The 25,338-nt window shown below is 74.3% G+C and carries 21 protein-coding genes and 1 riboswitch; of the genes, 12 read left to right on the top strand and 9 right to left on the bottom strand.

All coding sequences use genetic code 11. The features are described from left to right. Positions 1 to 115: 115 nt before the first annotated feature. Positions 116 to 1,240 carry an LCP family protein gene (locus ACVGV0_RS12135; RefSeq protein ID WP_459155774.1) on the top strand — a complete coding sequence of 375 codons (1,125 nt, stop codon included), beginning with the start codon at positions 116 to 118 and terminating at the stop codon, positions 1,238 to 1,240. Between the two features lie 54 nt (positions 1,241 to 1,294). Here the strand turns inward: ACVGV0_RS12135 and ACVGV0_RS12130 are convergent, their stop codons facing one another. Next, positions 1,295 to 2,089 carry a lysozyme gene (locus tag ACVGV0_RS12130; RefSeq protein ID WP_459155773.1) on the bottom strand — a complete coding sequence of 265 codons (795 nt, stop codon included), beginning with the start codon at positions 2,087 to 2,089 and terminating at the stop codon, positions 1,295 to 1,297. A gap of 199 nt (positions 2,090 to 2,288) precedes the next feature. Between ACVGV0_RS12130 and ACVGV0_RS12125 the strand changes: the two genes are divergently transcribed. The 6 genes from ACVGV0_RS12125 to ACVGV0_RS12100 all read left to right on the top strand — a co-directional run bounded on the left by ACVGV0_RS12125 (position 2,289) and on the right by ACVGV0_RS12100 (position 9,327). Continuing rightward, positions 2,289 to 4,076, top strand: coding sequence for an ABC-ATPase domain-containing protein (locus ACVGV0_RS12125; protein ID WP_459155772.1), 1,788 nt, complete (start codon positions 2,289 to 2,291; stop codon positions 4,074 to 4,076). 80 nt (positions 4,077 to 4,156) lie between these two features. Beyond that, positions 4,157 to 4,819, top strand: a complete 663-nt coding sequence (locus tag ACVGV0_RS12120) for a phosphoribosyltransferase (protein WP_459155771.1) — start codon at positions 4,157 to 4,159, stop codon at positions 4,817 to 4,819. A gap of 257 nt (positions 4,820 to 5,076) precedes the next feature. Further along, positions 5,077 to 5,487: a hypothetical protein gene (locus tag ACVGV0_RS12115; RefSeq protein ID WP_459155770.1), complete on the top strand. Its 411-nt coding sequence runs from the start codon at positions 5,077 to 5,079 to the stop codon at positions 5,485 to 5,487. A 191-nt stretch (positions 5,488 to 5,678) separates the two neighbouring features. Then, complete coding sequence (locus ACVGV0_RS12110) at positions 5,679 to 8,036, top strand: ATP-dependent Clp protease ATP-binding subunit (RefSeq protein ID WP_459155769.1); 2,358 nt, start codon at positions 5,679 to 5,681, stop codon at positions 8,034 to 8,036. A 181-nt stretch (positions 8,037 to 8,217) separates the two neighbouring features. Beyond that, positions 8,218 to 8,682, top strand: a complete 465-nt coding sequence (locus tag ACVGV0_RS12105; RefSeq protein WP_459155768.1) for an STAS domain-containing protein — start codon at positions 8,218 to 8,220, stop codon at positions 8,680 to 8,682. A gap of 129 nt (positions 8,683 to 8,811) precedes the next feature. Further along, positions 8,812 to 9,327: a gamma carbonic anhydrase family protein gene (locus ACVGV0_RS12100; protein ID WP_459155767.1), complete on the top strand. Its 516-nt coding sequence runs from the start codon at positions 8,812 to 8,814 to the stop codon at positions 9,325 to 9,327. A gap of 77 nt (positions 9,328 to 9,404) precedes the next feature. Here the strand turns inward: ACVGV0_RS12100 and ACVGV0_RS12095 are convergent, their stop codons facing one another. From ACVGV0_RS12095 to ACVGV0_RS12085, 3 genes are all read right to left on the bottom strand, one after another. Continuing rightward, positions 9,405 to 9,815, bottom strand: coding sequence for a PPOX class F420-dependent oxidoreductase (locus ACVGV0_RS12095; RefSeq protein ID WP_459155766.1), 411 nt, complete (start codon positions 9,813 to 9,815; stop codon positions 9,405 to 9,407). 482 nt (positions 9,816 to 10,297) lie between these two features. Continuing rightward, on the bottom strand, positions 10,298 to 10,558 hold the full coding sequence (locus ACVGV0_RS12090; RefSeq protein ID WP_459155765.1) for a Prokaryotic metallothionein: 261 nt from the start codon (positions 10,556 to 10,558) through the stop codon (positions 10,298 to 10,300). Between the two features lie 12 nt (positions 10,559 to 10,570). Next, positions 10,571 to 10,843, bottom strand: coding sequence for a DUF3040 domain-containing protein (locus tag ACVGV0_RS12085; protein ID WP_459155764.1), 273 nt, complete (start codon positions 10,841 to 10,843; stop codon positions 10,571 to 10,573). A 444-nt stretch (positions 10,844 to 11,287) separates the two neighbouring features. Between ACVGV0_RS12085 and ACVGV0_RS12080 the strand changes: the two genes are divergently transcribed. Together ACVGV0_RS12080 and ACVGV0_RS12075 are read left to right on the top strand one after the other, a co-directional pair. Then, on the top strand, positions 11,288 to 12,103 hold the full coding sequence (locus ACVGV0_RS12080) for a YoaK family protein (protein WP_459155763.1): 816 nt from the start codon (positions 11,288 to 11,290) through the stop codon (positions 12,101 to 12,103). An 81-nt stretch (positions 12,104 to 12,184) separates the two neighbouring features. Continuing rightward, a complete protein-coding gene (locus ACVGV0_RS12075; protein WP_459155762.1) occupies positions 12,185 to 12,730 on the top strand; it encodes an AAA family ATPase in 546 nt (181 codons plus the stop codon). 43 nt (positions 12,731 to 12,773) lie between these two features. Here ACVGV0_RS12075 and ACVGV0_RS12070 read toward each other — a convergent pair whose 3' ends face one another. Continuing rightward, positions 12,774 to 13,931: an alpha-hydroxy-acid oxidizing protein gene (locus ACVGV0_RS12070; protein ID WP_459155761.1), complete on the bottom strand. Its 1,158-nt coding sequence runs from the start codon at positions 13,929 to 13,931 to the stop codon at positions 12,774 to 12,776. Positions 13,932 to 14,142: 211 nt separating this feature from the next. Between ACVGV0_RS12070 and ACVGV0_RS12065 the strand changes: the two genes are divergently transcribed. Continuing rightward, complete coding sequence (locus tag ACVGV0_RS12065) at positions 14,143 to 16,596, top strand: PEP/pyruvate-binding domain-containing protein (RefSeq protein ID WP_459155760.1); 2,454 nt, start codon at positions 14,143 to 14,145, stop codon at positions 16,594 to 16,596. Positions 16,597 to 16,921: 325 nt separating this feature from the next. Further along, the gene (locus ACVGV0_RS12060) at positions 16,922 to 17,395 is read left to right on the top strand and encodes an erythromycin esterase family protein (protein WP_459155759.1); all 474 of its coding nucleotides are present in this window, start codon (positions 16,922 to 16,924) and stop codon (positions 17,393 to 17,395) included. 21 nt (positions 17,396 to 17,416) lie between these two features. On the opposite strand, the gene ACVGV0_RS12055 is transcribed toward ACVGV0_RS12060, so the two are convergent. From ACVGV0_RS12055 to ACVGV0_RS12040, 4 genes are all read right to left on the bottom strand, one after another. Beyond that, positions 17,417 to 18,220 carry an ABC transporter ATP-binding protein gene (locus ACVGV0_RS12055; protein ID WP_459155758.1) on the bottom strand — a complete coding sequence of 268 codons (804 nt, stop codon included), beginning with the start codon at positions 18,218 to 18,220 and terminating at the stop codon, positions 17,417 to 17,419. Further along, positions 18,217 to 19,260 carry a FecCD family ABC transporter permease gene (locus tag ACVGV0_RS12050; protein ID WP_459155757.1) on the bottom strand — a complete coding sequence of 348 codons (1,044 nt, stop codon included), beginning with the start codon at positions 19,258 to 19,260 and terminating at the stop codon, positions 18,217 to 18,219. Before ACVGV0_RS12050 ends, ACVGV0_RS12055 begins: the two co-directional genes overlap by 4 nt. Next, a complete protein-coding gene (locus tag ACVGV0_RS12045) occupies positions 19,257 to 20,294 on the bottom strand; it encodes an ABC transporter substrate-binding protein (RefSeq protein WP_459155756.1) in 1,038 nt (345 codons plus the stop codon). The genes ACVGV0_RS12050 and ACVGV0_RS12045 overlap by 4 nt, the downstream gene beginning before the upstream one ends. Before the next feature lie 62 nt (positions 20,295 to 20,356). Beyond that, a riboswitch (cobalamin riboswitch) is annotated at positions 20,357 to 20,566 on the bottom strand. 156 nt (positions 20,567 to 20,722) lie between these two features. Next, positions 20,723 to 23,935, bottom strand: a complete 3,213-nt coding sequence (locus tag ACVGV0_RS12040) for a UvrD-helicase domain-containing protein (protein WP_459155755.1) — start codon at positions 23,933 to 23,935, stop codon at positions 20,723 to 20,725. Between the two features lie 69 nt (positions 23,936 to 24,004). On the opposite strand from ACVGV0_RS12040, the gene ACVGV0_RS12035 reads away from it, so the two are divergent. Further along, on the top strand, positions 24,005 to 25,153 hold the full coding sequence (locus ACVGV0_RS12035) for a hypothetical protein (protein ID WP_459155754.1): 1,149 nt from the start codon (positions 24,005 to 24,007) through the stop codon (positions 25,151 to 25,153). Positions 25,154 to 25,338 lie beyond the last annotated feature (185 nt).

Genomic DNA, 25,338 nt, shown 5'->3' with positions numbered 1-25,338 from the left:
GGTGATGATCTGGGGTGGTGCGGCGGTGGATGGCGTCGCTGGTGGCGGTGTCTGGGATGCTTCTGCGCGATGGACTGCCCGCGGGCACGGAACCGACAAGCCGGGTGTGGTGCACATGAGTGACTGGTCGGCGACACCGCCGTCGAGGGGCCGCGGGCCGCGCGGCGGGGGCAAGTACGACTACTACTCCGGGCGTCAGCAGCGGCGTCCGCAGCCGCCGCCGTCGCAGGGGCAGCGGCGTCCGTCCGCACCGCCGCCGCAGCAGCGGCAGCCGCGTGGGGAGCGCAAGCGGCGGTGGCCGCGGCGGCTGGGGGTCGTGGTGCTGGTGCTGCTGCTGGCGCTGGGCGGACTGTTGTTCTACGTGGACAGCCGGTTGCAGCGCACCGAGGCGTTGGACTTCTCCGGGGGTGCTGCCGACAGCGCGGGCACGAACTGGCTGCTGGTCGGTTCGGACAGCCGCGCGGGGTTGGACGAGTCGCGGCGCGAGGAGTTGTCGGCCGGTGACGCCGGGGGGCGCCGCACGGACACGATGATGCTGCTGCACGTGCCGGCGGGCGGGGGGCAGCCGGCGTTGATCAGCCTGCCGCGGGATTCGTACGTGCCCATCCCGGGGCACGGGTGGGGGAAGTTGAACTCGTCGTTCTCCTACGGCGGGCCGCAGCTGCTGTCGCAGACGGTGGAGAAGTCGACCGGGGTGCACATCGATCGGTACGCCGAGATCGGGTTCGGCGGCTTCGCCGATCTGGTCGACGCGGTCGGCGGGGTGAACGTGCACCTGGACGAGCCGTTGAACGACGAGAAGGCGAACGTGCACCTGCCGGCCGGGAAGGCGCATCTGGACGGGCCGACGGCGTTGGGCTTCGTCCGCGCCCGCTACGGCCTGGAAGGCGGGGACCTGGAGCGGGCCGAGAACCAGCGCAAACTGCTGGGGGCGTTGGTGGACAAGGCCACGAGTCCGACGGTGCTGCTCAACCCGTACCGCGCGTGGCGGTTGGCTTCGGACGGACCGCGGACGTTCTTGGTGGACAACGGCGCGCACGTGTGGCACCTGATGTTCTTGGCCCGCTCGATGGGCCGGATCAGCGGTGGCGAGGGGGTGACCACGAGCGTGCCGTTCGGCGAGTTCGAAACCACCCCGGACGGGCAGTCGGTGGTGCGTTGGGACAGCGAGAACGCCGCGCGGATGTTCGAGGCCGTGGCCAACGACGAGCCGATCCCGCGGGATCTGCTGGGGCAGTGAGCGCGCCGGTGGGCCACCGCGGGCGGCTCGGGTGGCCCACCGGGTGCGGGCGGGTCAACCCCGGGCGAGGGCGGTGAGCTGGGCGGGGCTGCCGTTGAACACGTCCTGCCCGCCGGGGAAGGCGCCGCGGGTGCCGTGCTGCCACACGGTGTGGTTGGTCCATCCGGCGGGCAGCTCGCCCACCTCCGGGCCGTAGCGGGCGATCCACAGGGGGCTGTTGCCGGCGAATCCCGGGTTGGCGCCGGTGCACTTGTTCCACCACGCGGCGTTGGTGTAGATCATCGGGTGCCGGCCGGTGCGCGCGTTGTAGGTGTTGCTGAAGTCCTGCAACCACTGGGACATCTCGTGCGGGGCGAGTCCGTAGCAGTCCGCGCCGTAGGGGTTGTTCTCGATGTCGAGCACCCCGGGCAGGGTGCGCCCGTCGGGGGTCCACGTGCCGCCGTGGTCGGCGAAGTAGTTCGCCTGGGCCGCGCCGGAGGAGCGGTCGGGCAGGGCGAAGTGGTAGGCGCCGGTGAGCAGTCCGACCGCGCGGGCCCCGTTCCACTGGGCGGTGTAGGAGCCGCTGCGGAAGCCGGTGCCCTCGGTGGCCTTGACGAAGGCGAACCGTGCTCCGTCGGCCTTGACCTGGTTCCAGTTGATCTGCGGCTGGTGTCCGGAGACGTCGAGGCCGGCCACGGTTCCGGCGCGCTGTTCGGCCGGGCCGGGGGGTGCGGTGGGTTCGGCCTGGGCGGGGGTGGTGGCCAGGGCGGCGAGTGCGGCCAGCGCCAGCGCGGGCAGCAGGCGGGTGCTGGGGCGGGGGCGTCGGGGTTGTCGGGCCGGCTCGGGAGAGGGGGCGGTCGACGGTGTCACGAGCGTTGCCTCCATGCGGTCGGACCTGTTGGTGCCGGCTGTGCGGGGCGCGTCCGCAGCAGTCCGGCCGTTGCGTGATCGGAGAATAACCACGTGTGATGATCTGTGCCCGTTGTCGCCGGGCGTGGCGCGCGGGACGTGTGGTGATGTGTCTCTCCCGATTGGAGTTTCGCGCTTGCGTCCGGTACGTCTCGGGGATATGGCACAGGGATATGACGGGGGCGCCCGGTCGGGGCGCCCCGGAAACGGGCGCGGCCGCGGTGGAGATCGGCGCCGCGAGGATGCGCGCGGTGGTCCGAAATCCTCCGGCGGTCCGCGCAACGAGCGCACCGACCAGGGGCTGCGGCGGGAGCTGAAGTCGATGCACGGCTCCAGCTACGGCCGCTACAAGTCGTTGATGGGGCAGTGGGCCTTCGACGGGTTCACGTTGGACGTGCAGAAGGTGCAGCCCGACCCGTACGCGCCGGCCAGCCGGTGCGAGGTGCGGGTGGATCCGGCCACGGCGGGTTTTCCCGAGGAGTTGTGGGCCACGCCGGTGCGGGCGCGGGCGTTGGCGAACTTCCTGGTGCGCGGGGCGCACCGGCGGTTGAAGGACAGTCGCCTGCGCGTGGACGCGGGGTATCAGCAGGTGCTGGATCGCAGTGCTTGCCAGATCGTCGAGGGCACGGTGGTGCTGCGGTTGGGCATCGACATGCCGGGCCGGGGTCGCACCATCGACGGGCGTGCTGCCGAGCGGGCGTTGTGCGATGACGTGCCGGCGATGGTGGAGCACGCGCTGCGGTGGGACACCGCTGATCAGGACGCGGCGCGCGCGTTCGTGGAGTCGGTGGAGGACACCGACGCGTTGCGGCAGCAGCTGCCGGAACGGGGGCTGGTGGCGTTCGTCGCCGACGGGGCGGTGCTGCCGCGGCGGTCCGGGGTGGACGACCGGCCGTTGACGGGTGCGGTGCCGTTCTCCTCGCCGGAGTCGATGCGCGTGTCGGTGACCCTGCCGAACCGGGGTGTGGTGTCGGGCATGGGGGTGCCCGAGGGGATCACGCTCATCGTCGGTGGCGGGTTCCACGGCAAGTCGACGCTGCTGCGGGCGCTGGAGTTCGGCGTGTACGACCACGTGCCCGGGGACGGGCGCGAGCTGGTGGTCTGCCGCGACGAGACGGTCAAGGTCCGCGCTGAGGACGGTCGGCGGGTGCACCGGGTGGACGTCTCGCCGTTCGTGGACCACTTGCCGACGGGGGCGGACACGAGTGACTTCTCCACCGACAACGCCTCCGGGTCGACGTCGCAGGCGGCGACGATCGTGGAGTCGGTCGAGGCGGGGGCGCGGCTGCTGCTGGTCGATGAGGACACCGCGGCGACGAACCTGATGATCCGCGATGCGCGGATGCAGACGCTGGTGGCCAAGGACTCGGAGCCGCTGACGCCGTTCGTGGACGTCATCCGCCCGCTGTACGAGCAGCGGGGCGTGTCGACGATGCTGGTCATGGGCGGTTCGGGTGACTACATGGACGTGGCCGACCAGGTGGTGATGATGGATGCCTACCAGGCGTTCGACGTCACCGACCGGGCGCGTGAGCTGGCGGCCAGTCCCACCGGGCGGGCCTCGGAGGCCGAGGAGTTCCCCGCGGTGCGCGACCGGGTGGTGGATCCGAAGTCGATCGCCACCGACCGGCCGAAGGTGCGTTCGCGCGGTGTGGACGCGTTGACGTTGTCCGATTCGACGATCGAGTTGCGCGCGGTGGAGCAGCTGGTCGACCCGAGTCAGGTCACGGGCATCGGGTTGGCGCTGGTGACGTTGGCGCGGCGCGGTGTCGTCGACGGGCGCCGCACGGTGGCCGAGGTGCTGCAGGCCTACCGCGAGCAGGTGCAGCAGCGGGGCATCGCCGCGGTCGACGAGCAGTACGTGGGGGATTTCGCCGTGCCGCGCCGGTTCGAGCTGGCCGCGGCGTTGAACCGGTTGCGTGCGCTGCGGGTGTCCGGTTTCCGCTGAGTCCGGTGAGGTTTGCCGCTGCGGCCGCTGCGGGCATCTCGCGGGGGAACGAGGCAGCAGCGTGGTGAACGGAGACGTCGATGACGCGGTGGTCGACGGCCCGCCACGGGGTGCAGGGCTATGCCGATCGGCGGCACGCGGGTGGCGTGCTGGCCGAACGCGTGCAGCACCTGGGGCTGTCGGACCCGTTGGTGCTGGGGCTGGTGCGGGGTGGTGTTCCCGTGGCGGCCGAGGTGGCGCGTGCCCTGGGGGCGCCGTTGCGGGTGTGCGTGTCCCGCAAGGTCGGTGCCCCCGGTCAGCCGGAGTTGGCGCTGGGGGCGGTGACCGCGCACGGTCCGGCGACCTACGACGAGCGCATGGTCGCGGCGTTCGACGTGGGCGAGCAGTGGTGGCAGCAGGCGTGCGAGCGGGAGCAGGCCGAGGCCGCGCGGCGGGAGCGCGTGTTCGGGCAGGATCCGGCCGAGCGGTGGTCCGGGCACGAGGTGGTGCTCGTCGACGACGGGTTGGCCACCGGTGCCACGGCGCGGGCGGCGGTGCGCATGGTGCGGCAGGCCGATCCGGCGCGGGTGGTGCTGGCCGTGCCGGTGGGGTCGCCGGAGGCGGTGCGGCAGCTGCAGCGGGAGGCCGATGAGGTGGTGTGCGTGCTGCAGCCGACGTCGTTCACCGCGGTGGGCCAGTGGTACCAGTCGTTTCCGGCGACCTCGGACGAGGAGATCCACCGGCTTCTGGCCGCGCCGCGGTGACGGGCCGCAGGCGGGCCCGCTGCGGTGTGCGGTGACGGGCGTGGGGGCTCTCGTCCGGGAACGCGCGGTTCGGGTTGCTTTGTCGCATGCGCCCGGCCCGTGCGCGGTGCGGTGCGTTTTCCCCGTCACCTGCCTGGGCGACTCCTGGTCCGCGAGCGCTACTGTCGACCGCACCGCGGCACCGGTGCGGTGTGTTCCCGCCCGGTGTGGTGCGGTTCGGTCGCAGTGGAGACGAGGATCGGGTAAACGGGGCAGTGATGACGAACGCTGATGCATCCGCGGAGGGACCGCAGGGACGGTCGTCCTCGGCGCGGCGGTCGAGCAGCCGCCGCAGCGCCGAGGAGGCCGCTGCGGCGGAGAAGGGCTATTCGGCCGAGGTGTCGCAGCAGGTCGCCGAGGCGGTGACGGCGTTGGCGCGGCGGTTGACCGACCCGTCGGTGGCGCATTCGGTCGAGGAGATCGAGCAGGTCGTGCGGGGGTTCTCCACGACGGTGGAGGGCATGGCCGAGGGGGTGGACGGGTTGACCGAGTGGCTGCGCGCGGCCGGGCACGCGGGGGCGTTGTCCGGGCACGCCTCGGTGGTGTCCGAGCGGATGGTGCACCTCGGGCGGGAGTTGACGCGGCTGGCCGAGGCGGTGCAGCGGGCCCAGCGCGGCGAGTCCGCCTGAGCACCCGCCGCGCCGGCCGGGTGCGGGGTGCGTTTCCCGCGGCACCGGCGGGGTGGTTCCGGGCCGCGTGGGCGCCCGCGGTCCGCAGTGGACAGCGCGGGGATTGGTAGGCTGCTGCTCGTGCGGGGTGGCGTGTCCGGCGCGCCGGTGGCGCGCGGGTGCGGTGCGCGTGGTGCGGATCGGAGGTGCGCGTGGATCGCGGCGGTGTCGGCGAGTCCTCGGCCGCGTTCGACTCGGCGGTGCGTCGCTGGTGGGACAGCGCCGCCGCCGAGGTCGGTGCGGCGGATGCCGACTGGTCGGCGCTGTTGGACGCGCCGGCGCGGCGGGTGCTCACCGTCGCGTTGCGCTCCGCGGTCGAGATCGCCGCGCCGCAGTTGGACACCGCGCACCTGTTGTGGGCGGCCACGCAGGAGGAGGAGACCGCGGCGCTCCTGTCCGAGTCCGGTGTGGACGTTGCCGATCTGGCCGCGGCGACCCGCCGTGCCGTCGACGAGGCCGCGCAGCGCGGTGAGCAGGTGCCCGCGTTGGCGCCGTCGGCGCGGCGCGCGCTGGCCGGAGCGCATCAGCAGGCCCGCCGGGAGGGGGCGTCCGTGGTGGGGCCGCGGCACCTGCTGCTCGGGTTGGCCACCGATGCCGACTCGGCCGCGGGGCGCGCGTTGGCGCGGGCCGCGGGTTCGGGCGAGGCCGGTGGGGTGCTGTCGCCGACGCCGCGGTTGGACGAGTTCGGTTGGGACGTGACCGCGCAGGCGCGGGCCGGTGGGTTGGATCCGGTGGTCGGTCGGGACGAGGAGATCGAGCAGGCGGTGGAGATCCTCGGTCGGCGGGGCAAGAACAACCCGCTGTTCCTCGGGGACCCGGGGGTGGGCAAGACCGCCGTGGTGGAGGGGTTGGCGCAGCGCGTGGTGGCTGGTGCGGTGCCGCCGTCGTTGGCGCGCACGCGCATCGTCGCGGTGGACATGGCCGGCATGGTCGCCGGGGCGCGGTACCGCGGGGAGTTCGAGCAGCGGTTCCGGGATCTGCTGGAGGAGCTGCGGCAGCACCGCGACCGGGTGATGGTGTTCGTCGACGAGGTGCACAGCATCGTCGGCGCGGGTGCGGGCGAGGGCTCGTTGGACGCGGGCACGATGCTCAAACCGGCCTTGGCGCGGGGTGAGGTGCGCCTGCTGGGGGCGACGACGGTGGAGGAGTACCGCCGGCACATCGCGCGGGACGCGGCGTTGGAGCGGCGGTTCGCCCCGATCATGGTCGAGGAACCGTCCACGCAGGATGCCGTGTCGGTGCTGGAGGGGCTGCGGGAGCGGTTCCAGCAGCACCACCAGGTGCAGGTGGACGCGGCGGCGCTGTCGGCGGCGGTGCAGTTGTCGCAGCGGTACCTGCCGGAGCGGTTCCTGCCGGACAAGGCGGTGGACGTGTTGGACCAGACGTGTTCGCGGGTGCGGCTGCGCCGCGGCGGGTTCGCCGCGGACGTGCCGTTCGTGCCGACGGTGGGGTCCGACGACGTCGGTGAGGTGGTCGCCCGCCGCTGCGGGGTGCCGGTGGGCGAGGTGGAGCCGGACGATCCGCGGGCGCTGCTGGACCTGGAGCAGCGGTTGCAGCGCCGCGTGCTCGGTCAGGACCGGGCGGTGCGCGTGGTGTCCGAGGCGGTGCGCCGGGCGCGGGCCGGGCTGGGGGATCCGGACCGGCCGATCGGCGGGTTCGTGTTCCTCGGCCCCACCGGGGTGGGCAAGACCGAGCTGGCGCGTGCGCTGGCCGAGGCCCTGTTCGGCGACACGCAGCAGTTGATCCGGTTGGACATGAGCGAGTACCAGGAGAAGCACGCGGTCTCGCGGCTGGTGGGGGCGCCGCCGGGTTACGTGGGGCACGGGGAGGCCGGTGAGCTCACCGATCGGGTGCGGCGGCAGCGGCACGCGGTGGTGCTGCTCGACGAGGTGGAGAAGGCCCACCCGGACGTGTTCCACATGCTGCTGCAGGTGCTGGACGCGGGCCGGTTGACCGACGCGCAGGGCCGCACGGTCGACTTCCGCGACGCGGTGATCATCATGACCTCCAACCTCGGTGCGGACGCCGTGGCGGCCTCGGCGCGCGGCGACGACGGCCACGGCGGTGAGGACGCCGCGGTGGACGCGGCGGTGTGGCAGCAGCTGCGGGCGTTCTTCCGGCCGGAGTTCCTCAACCGCGTGGACGACGTGGTGACCTTCCGCCCGCTGGGGTTGCAGGCGCTGCTGCGCATCACCGAGTCGCTGCTGCAGCGCACCGCGGAGCGGCTGCAGGACCGCGGGGTGGAGTTCGCCGCCGAGGACGAGGCCGTGACGTGGCTGGTGCGGCGCGGGTGGCACCCGGAGTTCGGGGCGCGGCCGCTGCGGCGGGTGTTGCAGCAGGAGGTGGACAACCGGTTGGCCGGGCTGGTGCTGTCCGGGGAGGTCGCCGCCGGGCACCGGGTCACGCTGCGGGCTGACGGTGAGGAGTTGACCTGCGTGGTCTCGCGGGCGTGGGAGCCGGTCGCGGCGGGGCGGCACGCGGCCGGTGGTGCGGCCTCCGCGGGGGAGTGACCCGCGGCGCGGCCACCGCACCCCACCTCGGTTCACACGACCGGATTAGGTTTTGTCGCGCGTGTCGCGGTGCTCCTACGGTAGGAAGTGCGGCTGCAGCGCGGGGCCCGTTCTCCGCTGCCGGAGTACGCCGCCGGGGGACACCCGCGGCCGAGGCACGTGGCAACCGGGAGGGACTTCTGTGATCGCGGCACGATCCGGGATGCGCGGCGACCCGCCGTGGCTGGACGAGCACGCCCTCGTCGCCCCCCGCGCCCCCAGCGAACCCATGACCCGCACCGACCGGTTGCGGTTGCACGTCGAATGGCCCCACACCGGGCTGGTGGTCGTGCGCATCGCCGGTGAAGTCGACCTCGCCGCGCTGCCCCGCACCCTGGAAATGCTGCGGCAGCGGCTCAGCGCCGCCCACCTGCACACCGTCGTCATCGACCTCACCGGGGTGTCCTACTGCACCAGCGCCGCCGCGGAACTGCTCGTGCGGGTGCAGCAACGCGCCGACCGGCGCAACGTGGTCTGCTACGTCGTGCCCGGTCGCGGTCCGGTGGCGCGGCTGCTGCAGCTGGTCGAGCTGACCGACCGGTTCGCCTGCCGCGAGTCGACCGCGGACGTGTTCACCGAACTGCACCTCGACGCGCCCCAGGCCTGACCCCTCACCGCCCACCCCGGTGGGTGATCGAGGTCACCGCCGCGGGGACGGGCGTGGCTGGCAGGATGCGCGCAGACGATCACCCGCCGGCGCCGCCGGTGGGGCTGCGGCGAGGGAACAGGAGGACGTGTGCAGGCGCCAGTGATCGAACCCGTCGACGACCACCACCCGCAGGTCCCGCAGCAGGCGTTCGTCGCCGCAGGGGCGCACCTGCTGGGGCGCGTGCGGCTCGGCGAGGACGCCAGCGTGTGGTACACGGCGGTGCTGCGCGGCGACCAGGAGCACATCACCGTCGGAGCGCGCACCAACGTCCAGGACGGCTGCGTGCTGCACGCCGACCCGGGGCTGCCGGCCGCGCTCGGCGCGGACGTGACCGTGGGGCACCGGGCCGTGGTGCACGGCTGCACCGTCGAGGACGGGTGTTTGATCGGCATGGGCGCGGTGCTGCTCAACGGCTGCCACATCGGCGCCGGTTCGCTGGTGGCGGCGGGCACCGTCGTGCTCGAGGGCACCGAGGTGCCGCCCGGTTCGCTCGTGGTGGGCTCGCCGGGCAAGGTGCGCCGCGAGCTGTCCGAGCAGGAGCGCGCCGTGCTGGCCGCCTCGGCCGAGCAGTACGTGGCGCTGGCGGCCAAGCACCGCAGCTAACCCGCCGCGGTAGGAGTTCGGCGGCGCGGCGTCGGCGGTGTCGGGCTGGGGATGCCGGGGGGCGGGCGAGGTTCGCCTCAGCCCGGTGCGGCGCTGAAGTCGCTGAGTTCGTAGTGCAGAGTGCGCGTGCGCATGATGCGGTGTCCCACCGGGACGACGACGCCGTGCAGCAGGCGGTACTTGCGTGTGAGGAGCTTGGCGGCCTGTCGTGCTTCGTCGCCGTCCAGCAGCCGCGCACGGGCGGCGACCATGGCGCCCGTGGGGGTGCCGCGGAACGTCGACGGGCAGAACCGCACCTCGCTGAAGTTGCGCAGGCGCTTGCTCTTGCCGGCCTTGTCGTAGGTGCGGATGTAGGCGTGGTCGCCGCGCACGACGATGCTGACCGGTGTGTCCACCCAGCTGCCGTCGCGCTTTCTGGTTTTGAGCAGAATCGTGCCCTGCCGCACGAACGGCCTCAGCAGGTCGGGCACTGACGAGTGTTCGCTCATGGCCACCACTTTCCCGGGGTCGGGGCGTGCGGCGCAGCCGGTGTCGGCCGAGCGCGGGCCGTCGATATGCAGAAAGCCGCCGTGCCCGCTCCTCGCGGGCACGGCGGCGGAAGTCGTGGAGGCGGCGGCGTTACCGCCGCCGCGCGGGCCGCTGCTCGCCGTTGCGCATGACCGCTTGACCCCGCTGGATCTCCCGGGCCATGTCACCGAGCCACCGAACCACACCAGCCATCGACAACCTCCTTGTAGATCGATACTGAAACGGCTCGACAGCGCTCCGGCCCGCTGTCAAGGACCGGCTGATCAACGGTGATGCTGGGCGGGCGGAAAATGCTGTCTCACTCTGCTCATCGCATCCGGCTTCCCAGGTGTTTCACCGGATTGATAACGACGCGATAACAACCTCGGGGGTGTTCGTCACATCGCCTCCCGTTAGCATACACGCCGCACCGGGGCAAGCAGGGGCGGGTCGGCGCACCGGCTCACCCCGGGTGGGCCCCGACCGCGTCGCGGGTCTGGGTGCCCTGATCCAGCCCGGAGTTCCGGGCGCAGTGCGCGCAGCAGAAGAAGTGCCCGTCCACCTCCACGCCGTGCCCCAGCACGCGGCAGGCGCAGTGCTCGCACCGCGGTGCCAGCTGGTGCGCCGCGCACTCGAACGAGTCGAAGGTGTGCTCGAACCCGCCGGCGGTGCGCACCTCGAAGCTCAGCCAGTAGTCGTTTCCGCAGACCTCGCACACAGCCATGCCGACCCCTTCCTACTCGGCGGCACCGCCGCCGAGGCGCCAGTGCCGCACCATCAACAACACAGCACCGAGCATGGCCGCCGTCACGAACCCCGAGGCCTCGCCCAGCAACACGCACAGCACCGCCGCTGCCAGCGACACGATCGCCCACGCGGTGGGGGCCGACGGGCGTTGCCACGGCCACCACCACCGGCGTCGCTGCATGCGCCGCGCGAACTCCGGATCCTCGCCGGTGAGCTGTTGCTCGATCTGTTCGAGACACTGACGTTCGTGCCGTGACAACATGGCAGTTCCTCCACGGCCACCCGGCAATCCCTCACCGTACGGACGCCGCCGCGGGGGTGCACCGCGGCGGCACCGCATCACCTGCGGAATACCCGCCCGGTGGACGGGGCACACCTCACCGATCTCACTCGCCGTTCCCGGATCGGGTGAAATGCGCGGGGGTGCCGCGGAGCGGACCGCGCTTTCGGCCACCGCCGCGCCCGCGGCGTGGCCACGCGGTGTTCCCGCGTTGATCGCACCGCCGTTCCCTGCGGTTTCGATTCTTCGTTCCGTCGGGTGGTGCTGCCGCAGTTGCGTTGATCGCCGTGCCGCGCGGCCGTAGTCTGCGACTGTCTCGATCACGAAGGGCGAACCGCGGACGCGGACCCGTCCGCGCGTTCCCGGTGCTCCCCAATGGCGTCGAGCACGGTCCCCGCGTTGTTCCTGCGAAGGATGTTGGGCACGGTGCGCACTGCGTCGACGCGAACGGAAGATGGCGGCACGCGGCGGAAGTCCGCACCTCCCCCGGAGGTGCGGGCCGAGCGGGAATCCGCCGGCCGGCAGGGACTGCCCCCCGCGTTGATGGGGCTGACGGTGATCAGCGGTATCATCGACGCGGTCAGCTACCTCGGGCTCGGCCGGCTGTTCCTGGGGAAGATGACCGGGAACGTGGTGGTGCTGGGGCTGTCGACCGCCCAGGTGCCCGGCTTCTCCCTCTGCTTCGGCGCACTCGCCCTGACCGGTTTCCTGCTCGGCGCGGCCGGCGGCGGGAGGTTGCACACCGCGCTGGGGCACGAGCGCTTCCGATGGGTGAGCACCGCGCTCGTCGTGGAAGCGGCCGCGCTGACCGGCGCGGCCGCGGTCGCCGCCGTGAGCAGCGCCTCCTCCCCGCACCTCTCCCCGTCCACGGCGGCGGTGCTGGTGGCGCTGCTGGCGCTGGCGATGGGCTTTCGCAACGCCACGGTGCGCAAGCTCGGCGTGGCGGACATGACCACGACGCTGATCACGCTCACCCTGGCGGACCTGGCCGCCGACTCGTTCCTGGCCGGCAAGCGCAATCCGCGGCTGGGCCGCCGCGTCGGCGTGGTGCTGTCGATCTTCGGCGGCGCTGCCCTCGGCGGCGCGCTGGTGTTCCACCACGGCCTCGTGCTGCCGCTGGTGATCTCGGCGTCCCTGGCCGGCGGGCTGGCCGCCGCCTATCCCGTCGTGGTCACCCGCCGCGCCCGCAACCGGTGGCGGTCCCGCCGCGGCGCGGAGCAGCCCACGCACGACCCGCTGTGACCGCCGAGCCCGTGGCGCGGCGCACGGACCGGCGGCGCCGCGCCACGGGCTCGGCGAGGACCCAGCGAGGAGAGGAGGAGCATGTCCGAGCGTTTCGTCGTCATCACCGGCGGGCCGGGAAGCGGCAAGACCAGCCTGGTCGAACGGCTGCAGACCTGGGGCCACGCCCGCTCGCACGAAGCCGGCCGCGCGGTCATCGCCGAACAGCAGGACCTGGGCGGTCCCGCGCTGCCGTGGCGGGATGCGGTGCTGTTCGCCGAGCACATGCTGTGCTGGGAACTGCGCTCCTACCGGCTGGCCGAGCAGCAGCCCGGGCGGGTGTTCTTCGACCGCGGCGTGGTCGACATCGCCGGGTTCCTGCGGCTGCGCGGGAGCGCCGTGCCCGCCCACATCACCGCCGCGGCCGCACAGCTGCGCTACCACCGGCAGGTGTTCCTCGCACCGTTCTGGCCGCAGATCTACGCGCGCGACGCGCAGCGCACCCAGTCGGCCGAGGAAGCCGCGGCGACCGAACACGCCCTGCACGCGGCCTACACCGAGCACGGCTACACGGTGCGGAGGCTGCCGCAGGCCCCCGTCGACGACCGCGCCCGGTTCGTGCTCGCCCACCTGGACGAGCACGGTTGACCCGGTGGTGCCCCCTTTCGGGACGGGGCCGCGCCGCGACGGGTCAGTCGACGCGGCGCAGTCCGGCCTGCCGCAGCGCCTGCAGGTCGGGGTAGCCGTCGATGGCCAGCAGCAGGTCCGCCTCGGCCAGCACCGACCGCAGCAGGTGCGCCACCGCGTCGGCCCCGCCGACGGCGAGGGCGTAGGCGTAGGGGCGGCCGAGGCCGACCGCGGAGGCGCCCAGGGCCAGCGCCTTGACCGCGTCGGTGCCGCTGCGCACGCCCGAGTCGAACAGCACGGGCAGGTCTCCGGCGGCGTCGACGACGTCCGGCAGCAGCTGCAGCGCGGGAACGCCGCCGTTGGCCTGCCGCCCGCCGTGGTTGGAGCAGTAGATGCCGTCCACCCCGTGGTCGCGGGCGCGGCGCACGTCCTCGGGGTGCTGCAGCCCCTTGAGCACGATGGGCAGGTTCGTGCTGCGGCGCAGCAGGTCCACATCGGCCCAGCCGAGGGACTTGCCGAACACCGACGCCCACGCCTGCACCACCGCGCGCGGATCCTCGACGTCGCCGCACAGGCGGGCGAACGCGGGATCGCTGGTGTAGTTGCTCAGGCAGTAGCCGCGCAGCTGGGGGAAGTTCGCCCGGTTGAGGTCCCGCGGGCGCCACCCGGGCACCCACGTGTCCACAGTGACCACCAGCGCCTGGTAGCCGGCGCGTTCGGCGCGGTGGACGAGGCTGAGCATCAGCTCCTCGTCCTTCGGCGGGTACAGCTGGAACATCCCCGGCGTGCCGTCGAGGGCCGCGGCCACGTCCTCCAGCGGGTCCTGGGTGAGGGTGGAGGTGCTCAACGGCACGCCGGTGCGGGCGCAGGCGCGCGCGGTGGCCAGGTCGCCGTGGAAGTCCTGCGAGCACAGTCCGAGCACGCCGATCGGGGCGAGGAACAGCGGGTGCGGCCAGGTGTGGCCGAACAGCGTCACCGACAGGTCGCGTTCGTAGGCGCCGTTGAGCATGCGCGGCACCAGGCCCCACCGGTGGAACTCGGTGGTGTTGCGCTGCTGGGTGTTCTCGTCGCCCGCCCCGCCGGCGACGTAGGAGTGCACCCACCACGGCAGGACTTCGGCGGCCTTGCGCTCCAGGGAGGGCACGTCCACCGGGTAGGTCGGCATCTGACCGGACAGACCGCCGAGGTAGATCTCGTGCTGGAAGTCGCCGTACTGGGCCATGGCTGCGCCTCCTGCGCCGGAGTTCGGACCGCGGATGATCGCCGCCGACCCTAGCCGCCGCGCCAGTGCGGCGGCGAGCACTCGCCGCAGCCGGTGGTTGACGGCTGCCCGCGGCGGGAGCAGTGTCCGGTTCGGAAACACCACCGCTCTTCCGCGCGGCGGTGGTCACAGAGGACAGCACCGCGCAGCGCTGCCGGGGAGAGGACCGCCCGTGCTCGTCGTCGACCTCGACGCCGTCGACCCCGCCGCGCAGCCGCTCGTCGGCGGCAAGGCCGCCGGGCTGGCCCGGCTGCGCGCCGCCGGGGAACGCGTGCCCGACGGGTTCTGCATCACCACCGAGGCCACCGGCCTCGACGAGGACCTGCGCGAGCAGATCGCCGCCGCCTACGACCGCCTCGGCGGCGGGCCCGTGGCCGTGCGCTCCAGCGCCACCACCGAAGACCTGCCGCAGGCCAGCGTCGCCGGCCAGCACACCACCGTCTGCGACGTCACCGGGGCGGGGCAGCTGCACACCGCGGTGCAGCAGTGCTGGGAGTCGCTGCGCACCGACCGCGCCACCGCCTACCGCGCCCACCACGACCTGCCGGTGCCGCGCATGGCCGTGGTGGTGCAGCGCATGATCCCGGCGGCCGTGTCCGGGGTGCTGTTCACCGCCAACCCGCTGACCGGCAGCCGCGGCGAGATGACCGTCGACGCCGCGCCCGGGCCCGGCAGCCGCGTGGTCGACGGCACCGTCACCGGCGACCACTACGTGCTCGCCCACGCCGACACCTCCGCGCCCGCCCCGCACGGCTGCCTCGCACCGCCGCAGCTGCAGCAGCTGCGGCGGGTGGGACGCCGACTGGCGCGGCAGTGGCCCGCACCGCAGGACGTGGAGTGGACGATCGACGGCGACGGCGCGCTGTGGCTGCTGCAGGCCCGCCCGATCACCACCCCGTACCCGTTGCCGCCGGAGACGAGTCGCCCCGGACCGCGGGTGTACCTCAACGCCAGCCACGTGCAGGGCATGCGCCGCCCGTTCACCCCGATGGGCGCGGCGCTGATGACGCAGGCCGCCGCCGTCGCCTACGACGCGTTCGGCCTGGCCGAGGCCGACCACGTCGGCGAGAGCATGCCGGTGATCGGCGGGCGCCTGTTCGTCGACATGACCGCGTTCGTGCGCGCCGGCGCGGGACGCGCCGGCCTGGTCGGGGGAATGCGCACCCAGCAGGGCCCCACCGCCGCGGCGGGGCTGGCCGCCGTGCTCGAGGACCCGCGGTTCGCCCCGACGCGGCGGCTGCCGGTGCGGCTGCGCGGCGTGGCCCGGTTCCTGCGGCGACTCGGACCGTCCCTGACCAGCGGCACGGCCCGCGCCCTGGCCCGCCCTGCCGCGGCCCGCGCCCGCGCGTTCGCCGCGGCCGAGGTGGTGATGCGCGTGCGCGGGCCCGGCGACGGGGCGAGCGCGCACGAGCGGCTGCAGTTCGTCGACACCGCCCACCAGCGCCTGTTCACCCCGCGGGTGTTCGAGCGCATGCTGTGGCCGCTGCACGCCGGGCTCGCCGCGGGCAAGGCCCCGCACGGGCTGCTGTCCGGCATCGCCGCCGACGGCGAGGTCGACGCGGTGCTGCGGGGCATGCCGCACAACCCGACCACGGACATGGACCTGGCCCTGTGGCGGCTGGCCCGCGACGCCGCCGCGCACCGCGAACTGCTGACGAACACCCCGCCGCAGCAGCTGGCCGCCGACTACCAGCGGGGCCGGCTGCCCGACCTCGGGCTGGCGGCGTTCCTGGCCCGCTACGGGCACCGCGCCGCGGCCGAAGTGGACGTGGGCACGCCCCGCTGGCGCGAGGACCCCACGCCCGTGTTCACCGCGCTGGCCAACTACCTGCGCGTGACCGACCCGTCCGAGGCGCCCGATCGCCGCTACGCCACCGCGGCGGCCGAGGCCGAGGCCACCCTGGACGACGTGGTGGAGCGCGCCCGGGGCGAGCGGCCGCTGCGGGCCCGGCTGGCCGGGTTCTGCATGCGCCGCGCCCGCGCCCTGTCCGGGCTGCGGGAGCTGCCGAAGTCCGCCTGGTCCCACCTCATCGGCGAGGTCCGCGAGCAGCTGCTGGCCGTCGGCGCCGAACTCGCCGCCGCCGGGCGGCTCGACACCGCCGAGGACGTGCTGTTCCTCGAGGTGCTCGAAGTCCGCGCCGCCGTCGACGGCGGCGTCGACCACCGCGCGCTGGTCGCGCAGCGCCGCGCCGAGCACGCGCGGGAACAGCGTCGGCCCCGCGTGCCCGAACTGCTGCTGTCCGACGGCACCGAACCGGAGCTGCTCGCCCCCGAGGACGGCGGTGACGGCGCGTTGCGGGGCACCTCCGGCGCGCCGGGACGCGTCACCGGCACCGCTCGGGTGCTGTCCGACCCGCGCACGGCGCGGATCGATCCGGGCGACGTCCTCGTCGCCGCGACCACCGACCCGGGGTGGACGCATCTGTTCCTGACCGCCGGCGGGGTGGTCACCGAAAGCGGCGGGCCCAACGCGCACGGGCCCACCGTGGCCCGCGAGTACGGCATCCCCGCCGTCATCGGTGTTTTCGGCGCGACCCGCCGCCTCGTCGACGGGCAGCGGGTCACCGTCGACGGCACCGCCGGCACCGTCACCGACGCCGGCGCTGCTGCGGCGCGCGGCGGGTGAGGCCCTGCGGTGCCGGCAGCGCCGCCCCGCTCGGTGCCGCGTCCGGGGTGGGGGACGACGCGGTCTTCCGGTGTGCTCGCCACCCCGGACGGTGGTGTCCGTCCGGGGCTTTCAGCGGGAGAGCCGTCACCTTCGCAGGGGCGGACCGTCAAGACTTTCGGGGCTGTTTGCGGAAGGCCAGGGCCGCGAGGCTGATCAGCACTCCGGACAGGGCGAGGATGCCGGCGGATCGCAGTAGTGTGCGCACGTCGTTCTCCAACTCGTGTGATGTGCACTGACATGTCGCCGGTCGGCGCACCGCCGCGCCCGCACCGGCGGAGTTACGGTGGCACTCCACACTGGAGTCGGCCAGCCAGCTCACCCGGACGGATGGGCGGGGCGGCGGGATTCGCCAGCTCAGCGTCGCGAGGGGCTGCCACCGCGGACTCGCCCCGGCGGCGGCACGCACCGCAGTTCCGGCGGGCACCTCCGCGCCGAGCTCGGCGACGGCTGCGTCGCGGTCGCGGCCACCGTCGGGGAAGTCGACGACGGATCGGTCCCGCCGACCCCTGCCCAGTTCACCGAGGCGCCGCTGTCGGTGATCGACGCCGGCTCGCTCCCACTCCGGGACGTCGAGACCCCGCCGGCGGTGCAGGACTGGCTCGACGGACCCTGGCGGACCCGGCTCGTCGGCCCGCACTACGACCCTGCCGCCGATGCGGACCACCACGTCACCGGCCCGTCGGTGCGCGACGCGCTCGACGGGTTCCTGCACGTGCGGCGCAGCGCGCCGATGCGCCCGCTCCGCAGCACTGCATGAAACCGGGAACCGGCACCCGGCCTACCCGGAGGGCGCGGCGGCCCGCGCGTCGCGGCGCGCGGGCACGAACCGCACGTGCGGGTATCCCTCGGGTTCGTGCGTGACCACCGCGGTCACGCCCCACACCTCGGCGATGCGCTCGGCGGTGAGCACCGCGTGCGGCTCCCCGGCGGCGACGACGCGGCCCTGGTCGAGCACGACGACGTGGTCGCAGTACATCGCGGCGACGTTGAGGTCGTGCAGCGCCACCACGGTCGTCGTCGGCAGGTCGACGAACAGGTTCAGCAGGTCGAACTGGTGCTGGATGTCCAGGTGGTTCGTCGGCTCGTCCAGCAGCAGCTCCCGCGGCTGCTGCGCCAGGGCGCGGGCGATCTGCACCCGTTGGCGCTCCCCGCCGGACAGCGTCTGCCACCGCCGGTCGGCCTTGCCGGCCAAGCCGGTGCGCTCCAGCGCGTCCTGCACCGCGGTCTCGTCGGCGGCCGAGGCGGGCTGCCACGGCCGGCGGTGCGGGATGCGGCCCAGCCGCACCACCTCGACCACGGACAGCGGCACCTGCGTGTCGCTGTGCTGCTCGACCACCGCCACTCGCCGGGCCACGGCGCGGCGGCCGAGGTCCGCGAGCGCGCGGCCGTCCAGCGTGACCACTCCCGCGGTCGGGGAGAGCACCCCGGCCAGCAGCCGCAGCAGCGTCGACTTGCCGGACCCGTTCGGTCCGAGCACGCCGACGGTGGAACCCTCCTGCGGGGTGAGGCTCACCCCGTCGAGGACGAGCGCGCCGCCGAGCGTGCGGGTCACGCGGTCCGCGGCCAGTCCGTCACCGGTCATCGCGTCTCCCGGGCGCGGTAGAGGATGAGCACGAACGCGGGCACGCCGATCAGCGCGGTCATCACGCCCACGGGGATCTCCTGCGGGTCGAGCAGCGTGCGGCCGAGGGTGTCCACCCACACCAGGAACACCGCCCCGGCCAGCGCCGTCACCGGCAGCAGCCGCGCGTGGTTCGCCCCCGCCACGGCGCGCGCGGCGTGCGGCAGCACCAGGCCGACGAACCCGATCGCGCCGACGGCGCTGACGACCACCGCCGTGAGCAGCGCCGTGGTGCACAGCAGCACCAGCCGCGTGCGGGCCACCGCCACGCCGAGAGCGGCCGCGGCGTCCTCGCCGAAGGCGAACGCGTCCAGCGACCGGGCGTGGCCGCCGCAGAGCACCAGCGCCACCGCCAGCGCCGCGGTGCACGTGGCCACCTCGGTCCAGGCGGCGTTGCCCAGCGACCCCAGCAGCCAGAACATCACCCCGCGCGTGGTCTGCGCGTCGGCCGAGGTGAGCACGATGAACGAGGTCAGCGCCGAGAACAGCTGCATCGCCGCCACCCCGGCCAGCACCACCCGGTCGGTGGTGCCGCCGAGCAGGTGCGCCAGCACCAGCACGAGGGTGAACGAGACGATCGCGCCGGCGAACGCGCCGGCCGACATCGACACCGCCCCGCCGCCGAAGCCGAGCACGAGCACCAGCACCGCCCCGGTCGACGCGCCGGAGGACACGCCCAGCACGAACGGGTCGGCCAGCGGGTTGCGCAGCAGCGACTGCATGATCGCCCCGCAGGTGGCCAGGCCCGCGCCGCACACCGCGGCCAGCAGCGTGCGCGGCAGCCGCAGGTTCCACACGATGCCCTCGCGGATCAGCGACAGCGAGGACTCGCCGAGCCCGAGGCGGGCGGCCACGGTGGCGTACACGTCGCCGACGCGGATCTCGGCCGGGCCGATGGTGATGGCCACGGCCACCGATCCCGCCAGCGCGGCCAGCCCCACCACCAGCAACAGCGGCAGCCACGCGCGCCGGGCCGCGCGGGTCGTCCCGGCCGCGCTCACCGGTCGCGCCCGAACTCGCGCAGCTTGGCGGCGACCTTCTCCACTCCGGCCACGGTGCGGATCGACGGGTTCATCGCCTGCCCGCTCAGCCGCACGTACCGGTGGTTCTCGACCGCGTCCATGTGGGCCGTGGCCGGGTGCGACTCGAGGAAGGCGATCTTGGCGCGCGCGGTCTCGGCCGTCTCCGACCGGCGCGAGAGGTCGCCGAGCACGAGCACGTCCGGGTTGCGCTCGGCCACGGTCTCCCAGTTGATCTGCGGCCACTCCGCGTGCGTGTCGGCGAAGGCGTTGCGCGCGCCGACCTGGTCGGTGATGATGCCCGGCGCGCCGCAGCAGCCCGCCAGGTAGGGCGACTCGGAGTTGGCGAACCAGAACATCAGCGACGTGCCGGAGGCGTCGAGGCCGCGGGTGGCGCGGTCCATGCGTGCCTGCAGGTCGGCGACGAGTCGTTCGCCGCGCCGGGGCACGTCGAACAGCTCCGCCAGCTCGCGGACCTCGCGGTAGAGGGTCTGCATCGACAGCGGGTGCTGCCGCCGCCCGTCGCCGGAGCCGCTGTTGTCCTTGGCGCAGTCGGCGGGGGAGAGGTAGCTGTTCACGCCGAGCTCGGCGAACTGTCCCCGCGTGGCGACCCCGCCGGGGCCGAGGGTGGACACGAACGAGGCGGTGACGAAGTCGGGTTCGGCGGCCAGCACCGACTCGAACGACGGCATGTCGTCGGCCAGGCGCGGCACCGACGCGTTCGCCGCGGCCAGTTCCTGCGGCAGCGGGTCGGTCCACATGGACGTGCCCACGATGCGGTCGCCCAGCCCGAGCGCCAGCAGGATCTCCGTGGTGCCCTGGTTCAGCGACACGACCCGCTGCGGCGGCCGGTCCAGTTCGGTGCGCGTGCCGCAGTTGTCCACGGCGCGGGGGTAGCCGGGGGCGGGCGGTTGCTGCTGCGGCGCCGCTGCGGTACCGCAGCCGGCCAGCAGCGCGAGCGCGGACAGCAGGGACAACGGCAGAGCGAGGCGGTGCAGTGCCGACAGCAAGCGCACGAACGCTCCTCGGTGTCGAAGGGGCCGAGACGCGGGCCCGCGGGTGCATGACAAGACCCGGCCGCGCGGGCCGGGAGCCAGCAGGTCTTCGGACTCGGGGTCTTCCGGGCGGAACGCCTTCCCGGAGGGCGTGCTCCAGTGGCTGAGCCCGGGGCCGTTCCACGACTCCGTGTTCCGCCCGTCGCCCACACCGCTGCGCGTCAGTTCCGGATTCGCACCGGATTCCCTGACTCACGTCGCGCGTGAGTTCGACTGGCGAACGACAACGTACCACCCGCGCCGACCCGGCCCACCCGCCCCGGCGAAACCCCTGGTCACGCCGCGATCCGGCGGGTGAGGGGTGAGTTGGGGCACCCCCGCGGCCCCGCCCGGACGACCCGGGCGGTCGGGTCAGGCAGCCGCGGCGGCACCCCCAGGCCGTCGAGGAGTCACAGCAGGCTCAGCTGCCGCGGCCGCGGCTGGCGCCGCACCGGCTGCGCATCGACGACCGCATCGCCCAACCCGTCCAGCAACGGGCTGCGGCGCCGGTCGCGACCGCCGCGGCGCGCCGCACCGGTGAGGTACAACCGCTCGTGCGCGCGGGTCATGCCCACGAACACCAGCCGCCGCTCCTCGGCGAGCGCCTGCTCGTCCGGCGGGGACTGCGGCCACGACAGCGGCAGCAGCCCGTCCTCGCAGCCGGCCAGGAACACCACCGGGAACTCCAGGCCCTTGGCCGCGTGCAGCGTCAGCAGGCACACCGCCTCGGCCCGCGGGTCCAGCACGTCGACCTCCGCGCCGAGCGCGACCTCGCGGGCCAGCTCGGTCACGTCGCGGCAGCGGCGGGCCAGCGGCAGCAGCAGATCCACCGCGTGGTGCACCTGCGCGGCCGTCTCGTCCGGCACCCGCCCGGCCACCACCTCGGCCGCCCGCCGCATCCCGGTGACCACGTCGTCCGCGGCGCCCCCGCCGGCGCGGGCGAGTTCGTCGGTGACCAGCCGCACCCCGGTGCGCTGGGCCAGCCGCTCGTGCGAACGGCGCTGCACCGGCAGGCCCTGCCGGTCCAACGCCTCGGCCAGGGCGTGCGCCTGCGCCTCGGTGCGGTAGAGCACGGCGACGTCGCCGAAACCGAACCCGCCGCGCTCGTGCCCGCTGGCCCGACCCGCGTCCAACGCGTGGAACGACGCCCCGCCGAGCAGCTGCTCGACCGTGCCGGCGATGTAGGCCGCCTCGGCGTGCTCGTCGGCGGCGGTGTGCCGCACGATCCGGTGCGCCGGCCGGTCCCCGGCCGCGGCCAGCACCCGGTCCGGCACGAACGTCGACGCCGCCACCGCCCGCTGCGCCGCGGTGAGGATGTGCGCCCCGCTGCGGTAGTTGCGCTGCAGGTGGCACACCCGCGCGGTGGGGAAGTCCGCGGTGAACCGCAGGAAGTAGCCCACGTCGGCGCCGCGGAAGGCGTAGATCGCCTGGTCCGGGTCGCCGATGGCGGTCACGTTGCCCTCCGGCGGGGCCAGCTGCCGCAGCAGCCGGTACTGCACCGCGTCGACGTCCTGGTACTCGTCGACGGTGATCCACGCGAACCGGTCCCGCCACGCCGCGGCGGCCTGCGGGTGCTCGGCGAGCACGGCCACCGCCGCGTCCAGCAGCCCGTCGAAGTCGACCAGGTCGCGCTCGGCCAGCGCCTGGTGGTAGCGCCGCACCAGCGCGGCCACGTCCTCCTCGACCGGCTCGCCCAGCCGGACGCGGCCGGCCGCGTCCGCCAGCCGCCGCGCCCCGCCCTGGTCGCCGGCCAGCGCCAGCCGCAGGTCGTGCTGCACGGCCGCGTCGGCGATGCCGAACCCGGCGGTGAGCCCCGCCGCGTCGGCGTGCTCGCGCAGGATCCGCAGCGCCAGGCCGTGGAACGTGGTCACCGTCATCTCCGCGGCCGGAGCACCGAGCAGCCCCTCCAAGCGCTGCCGCATCTCCGCCGCGGCGCGGCGGGTGAACGTGACCGCCAGGCACGTCCGCGGGTCCGCGCCGCGCTCGGCGACCAGGTGCGCCAGCCGGTGGGTGACCGTGCGGGTCTTGCCCGTGCCCGGTCCGGCCACGATCAGCAGCGGCCCGCCGGCGCAGGCCGCGGCCGCGGCCTGCGCACCGTCCAACCCGGCCAGCAGGCCCGTCGCCGCGACCGCGTCCGGCTCCGGGGGTTCCGTGCCGTCACCGGTCTGCTCAGCGCCGACCGCGACGCCCGGGCGGGCGGGCGCGGCCTGACCGGGGGGCTCCTCGGCAGCCTCCCTGCCGCCGGTGGCCGCATCCGCGTGCTCGCCCGCCCCGGCTGGCGCCGCAGCCCCGCCCGGCGCGTCCGCAGCGCGCCGGGCCGGCACGGTGGGGGTCGGCGCGTCGAACAGGGCTAACGCGGACCCGCCCCACTCGGCCGCCTCGCCCGGGTCGAACAGGCGGATCACCCCGTACTGCCCGTCGAAGCCGGCCTCGCGGCGCACCCGCCCGGCACGCAGCCGACGGATCGCCTCACCCAACGCGGGATCGTGCCCGGCCAACTGCTCGACCGGCACCTCGTCGAGCACGTGCAGCTCCGGCCCGAACGCGGCGGTCACCCGGGAGGTTTCCGCGAACACCGTCTTGCTCTTGGGCCCCACGCCGCGCAGCTCGCCGATGATCTCCGGTAGCGGGATGCGGTTGCGGTAGTCCACCGCGCCCTGCGGGCGCGCCCCGGCGGGCCGGTCGGCCACCGCCGCGACCCGGTTGAGCACCCCGACCGTCAGCGCCTTGCCGCAGTCGGGGCACACCCCGCCGTGCGCGGCGGTGTCCTCCGGGGCGCAGCGCAGCCCGCAGCCGCGGTGCCCGTCGAGGTGGTACTTGCCCTCCTCGGGGAAGAACTCCACCGTGCCGGCGTAGCCGCGGCCGGTTTCCAGCGCGGACTTCACCGCGAAGTAGTCCAGCTCCACGTCGAACGCTGTCGCCTCGCGCGCGACCATCGGCGGCGAGTGCGCATCCGAATAGCTCACCAGCGTGTAGCGGTCCAACCCGGACACGCGCCAGTTCATCTCCGGATCCGACGACAACCCCGTCTCCACGGCGAAGACGTGCCCGGCCAGGTCCCGGTAGCACTCGTCGAGCGAATCGAACCCGGCCTTGGAGCCGAGCGCGGCGAACCACGGCGTCCAGATGTGCGCCGGCACCAGGTACGCCCCGTCGCCGGATTCGAGGGTGATCTCCAGCAAGTCGCGGGAATCCAGCCCGAGGATCGGCCGCCCGTCCGAGGCGAGGTTGCCGATCGTCGACAGCCGCGCGATGAACCGCTCCGCCGCGGCGAAGTCCGGCAGGTAGCACAGGTGGTGCACCTTGCGGGTGTGCCCGCCGGCCTTGTAGATCGTGGAGATCTCCACCGACAGCGCGAACCGCACCGTCCCGCGGCACGACTCCGGCAGGGTGGCCAGCACCTCGGCGTCGACGTCGTCCCGCAGCCGGTACAGCCCCGGCTCCTCGGCCGGCGTCAGCATCTCCTGCGCGTGCGCGAACCAGGCCGGATGGGTGATGTCGCCGGTGCCGAGCAGCGCAACTCCCTTGCGCCGCGCCCACCAGGCCAGGTTCGGCAGCGTCCCGTCCTTGCTGCAGGCCCGCGCGTACTTCGCGTGGATGTGCAAATCGGCGTAGAAGCGCACGCGGAGATCCTGCCAGCCGGCGTGCCCACCGCCCCTGCCGGGGCGATCACCCTGCTAGCGTCGGCCACCGTGAGCGAGGCCGAGGTCGACACCGCGGGCGTGTGCAAGTTCCCCGGCTGCGACCGTCCCGTGGCCGCCGCCTCCGGGCCCGGACGCCCCCCGGAGTACTGCGACCTGCCCGAGCACACCCGCTGGCGCGCGTGGAAGGAGCGGCAACGCCGCGCGGGCGAGACCACCGGCGGCGAGGCCGGCGCGGACGGCGCCACCTCCGACCGGGAGGCCACCCGGCTGCACACCGCCGAACTGCTGCGCCAGTACCGCAGCCTCTCCGAGCAGCTCTCCCGCACCCTGCACGGTGCGCTGGAACACCTCGACGGCCTCACCGACCCCAGCACGGCCGACGCCCAGGTGCGCGCCGCCCACGCCGACGCGGCCGGCCGCGTCGCCCGGGCCGAGCAGGAACTGGCCACCGCGCTGCACCGCGCCGAGCAGGCCGAGACGGCCCAGCAGCAGGCCGAGACCGACCGCGACGCGGCGCGCGCCGACGCCGAAACCGCGCGGCAGCAGGCCGAACAGGCCCAAGCCGACCAGCAGGCCGCCGAGCAGCGCGCGAGCCGCGCCGAGGCCGACGCGGCCGAGCAGGTCGAAACCGCCCGCAACGAGGCCGACGTGGCCATCGACGCCGCGGCCCGCGAGGCCGACCAGCGCGCCGCCGACGCGGAAGCCGCCGCCGAACAGGCCCGCACCGAGGCACGCGAGACCGCCGAGGCCGCCCAGCAGCAGGCCCGCGACGACATCGCCGCCGCAGCAGCCGACCGCGACACCGCCCACGACCGCGCGGTGCGGGCCGAACAGGCCCGCGACACCGTCGAGCAGCAACGCGACGAGCTGCGCGCCGAACGCGACACCGCCCGCCAGCAGCTGCGCGAGGCCCAGGCCGAAACGGACCGGCTGCGCCGCGAGCACGACGAGGCGCTGGGCCGCGAGCGGCAGCAGGCCCAGCACCTCGTGCAGCAGGAACGCGAGGCCGCCGAGCAGCGCGTCGCCGCCGTCGAAGCCGCCCGGCGGGAAACGCTGACCCGGGCGCAGCGCGCCGAGACCCAGCTGGACCAGGCCCAGGCCGACCTGCGGCGCTGGCAAGCCGCCGCGGCCGGGCGGAACGACTCGGAGGAGACCGACGCCGCAGCCGCGAACGCCTCCGGCGAGGCCGCCGGCTGAACGGTGGGCGGATGCCCCGGCGCGAGGCGGGGGCGCGGAGCCGAACCGCGGGTAGTGCTCGGCGTGAGCGCTGACGGGGCACCGCACGGCGGGGCACGAGCTGCCACCGCATTCGGCGCACTCGTGTGACCTGCAGTGATGCTTTTTAGCGTTTTCTTAGTGTGCGAGTAGTGCGCTCTTAGCTG

Source organism: Salinifilum ghardaiensis (assembly GCF_054491345.1).
The sequence above is the reverse complement of the archived record's forward strand: the minus strand, read 5'-3'. Positions and strand labels throughout refer to the sequence as shown.

What these genes read in the sequence shown, in the direction of transcription:
- ACVGV0_RS12135 (WP_459155774.1), top strand. Translation starts at nt 116, where the DNA reads ATGAGTGACTGGTCGGCGACACCGCCGTCGAGGGGCCGCGGGCCGCGC.
- ACVGV0_RS12125 (WP_459155772.1), top strand. Translation starts at nt 2,289, where the DNA reads ATGGCACAGGGATATGACGGGGGCGCCCGGTCGGGGCGCCCCGGAAAC.
- ACVGV0_RS12120 (WP_459155771.1), top strand. Translation starts at nt 4,157, where the DNA reads ATGACGCGGTGGTCGACGGCCCGCCACGGGGTGCAGGGCTATGCCGAT.
- ACVGV0_RS12115 (WP_459155770.1), top strand. Translation starts at nt 5,077, where the DNA reads ATGACGAACGCTGATGCATCCGCGGAGGGACCGCAGGGACGGTCGTCC.
- ACVGV0_RS12095 (WP_459155766.1), bottom strand. Translation starts at nt 9,815, where the DNA reads ATGAGCGAACACTCGTCAGTGCCCGACCTGCTGAGGCCGTTCGTGCGG.
- ACVGV0_RS12090 (WP_459155765.1), bottom strand. Translation starts at nt 10,558, where the DNA reads ATGGCTGTGTGCGAGGTCTGCGGAAACGACTACTGGCTGAGCTTCGAG.
- ACVGV0_RS12085 (WP_459155764.1), bottom strand. Translation starts at nt 10,843, where the DNA reads ATGTTGTCACGGCACGAACGTCAGTGTCTCGAACAGATCGAGCAACAG.
- ACVGV0_RS12075 (WP_459155762.1), top strand. Translation starts at nt 12,185, where the DNA reads ATGTCCGAGCGTTTCGTCGTCATCACCGGCGGGCCGGGAAGCGGCAAG.
- ACVGV0_RS12070 (WP_459155761.1), bottom strand. Translation starts at nt 13,931, where the DNA reads ATGGCCCAGTACGGCGACTTCCAGCACGAGATCTACCTCGGCGGTCTG.
- ACVGV0_RS12055 (WP_459155758.1), bottom strand. Translation starts at nt 18,220, where the DNA reads ATGACCGGTGACGGACTGGCCGCGGACCGCGTGACCCGCACGCTCGGC.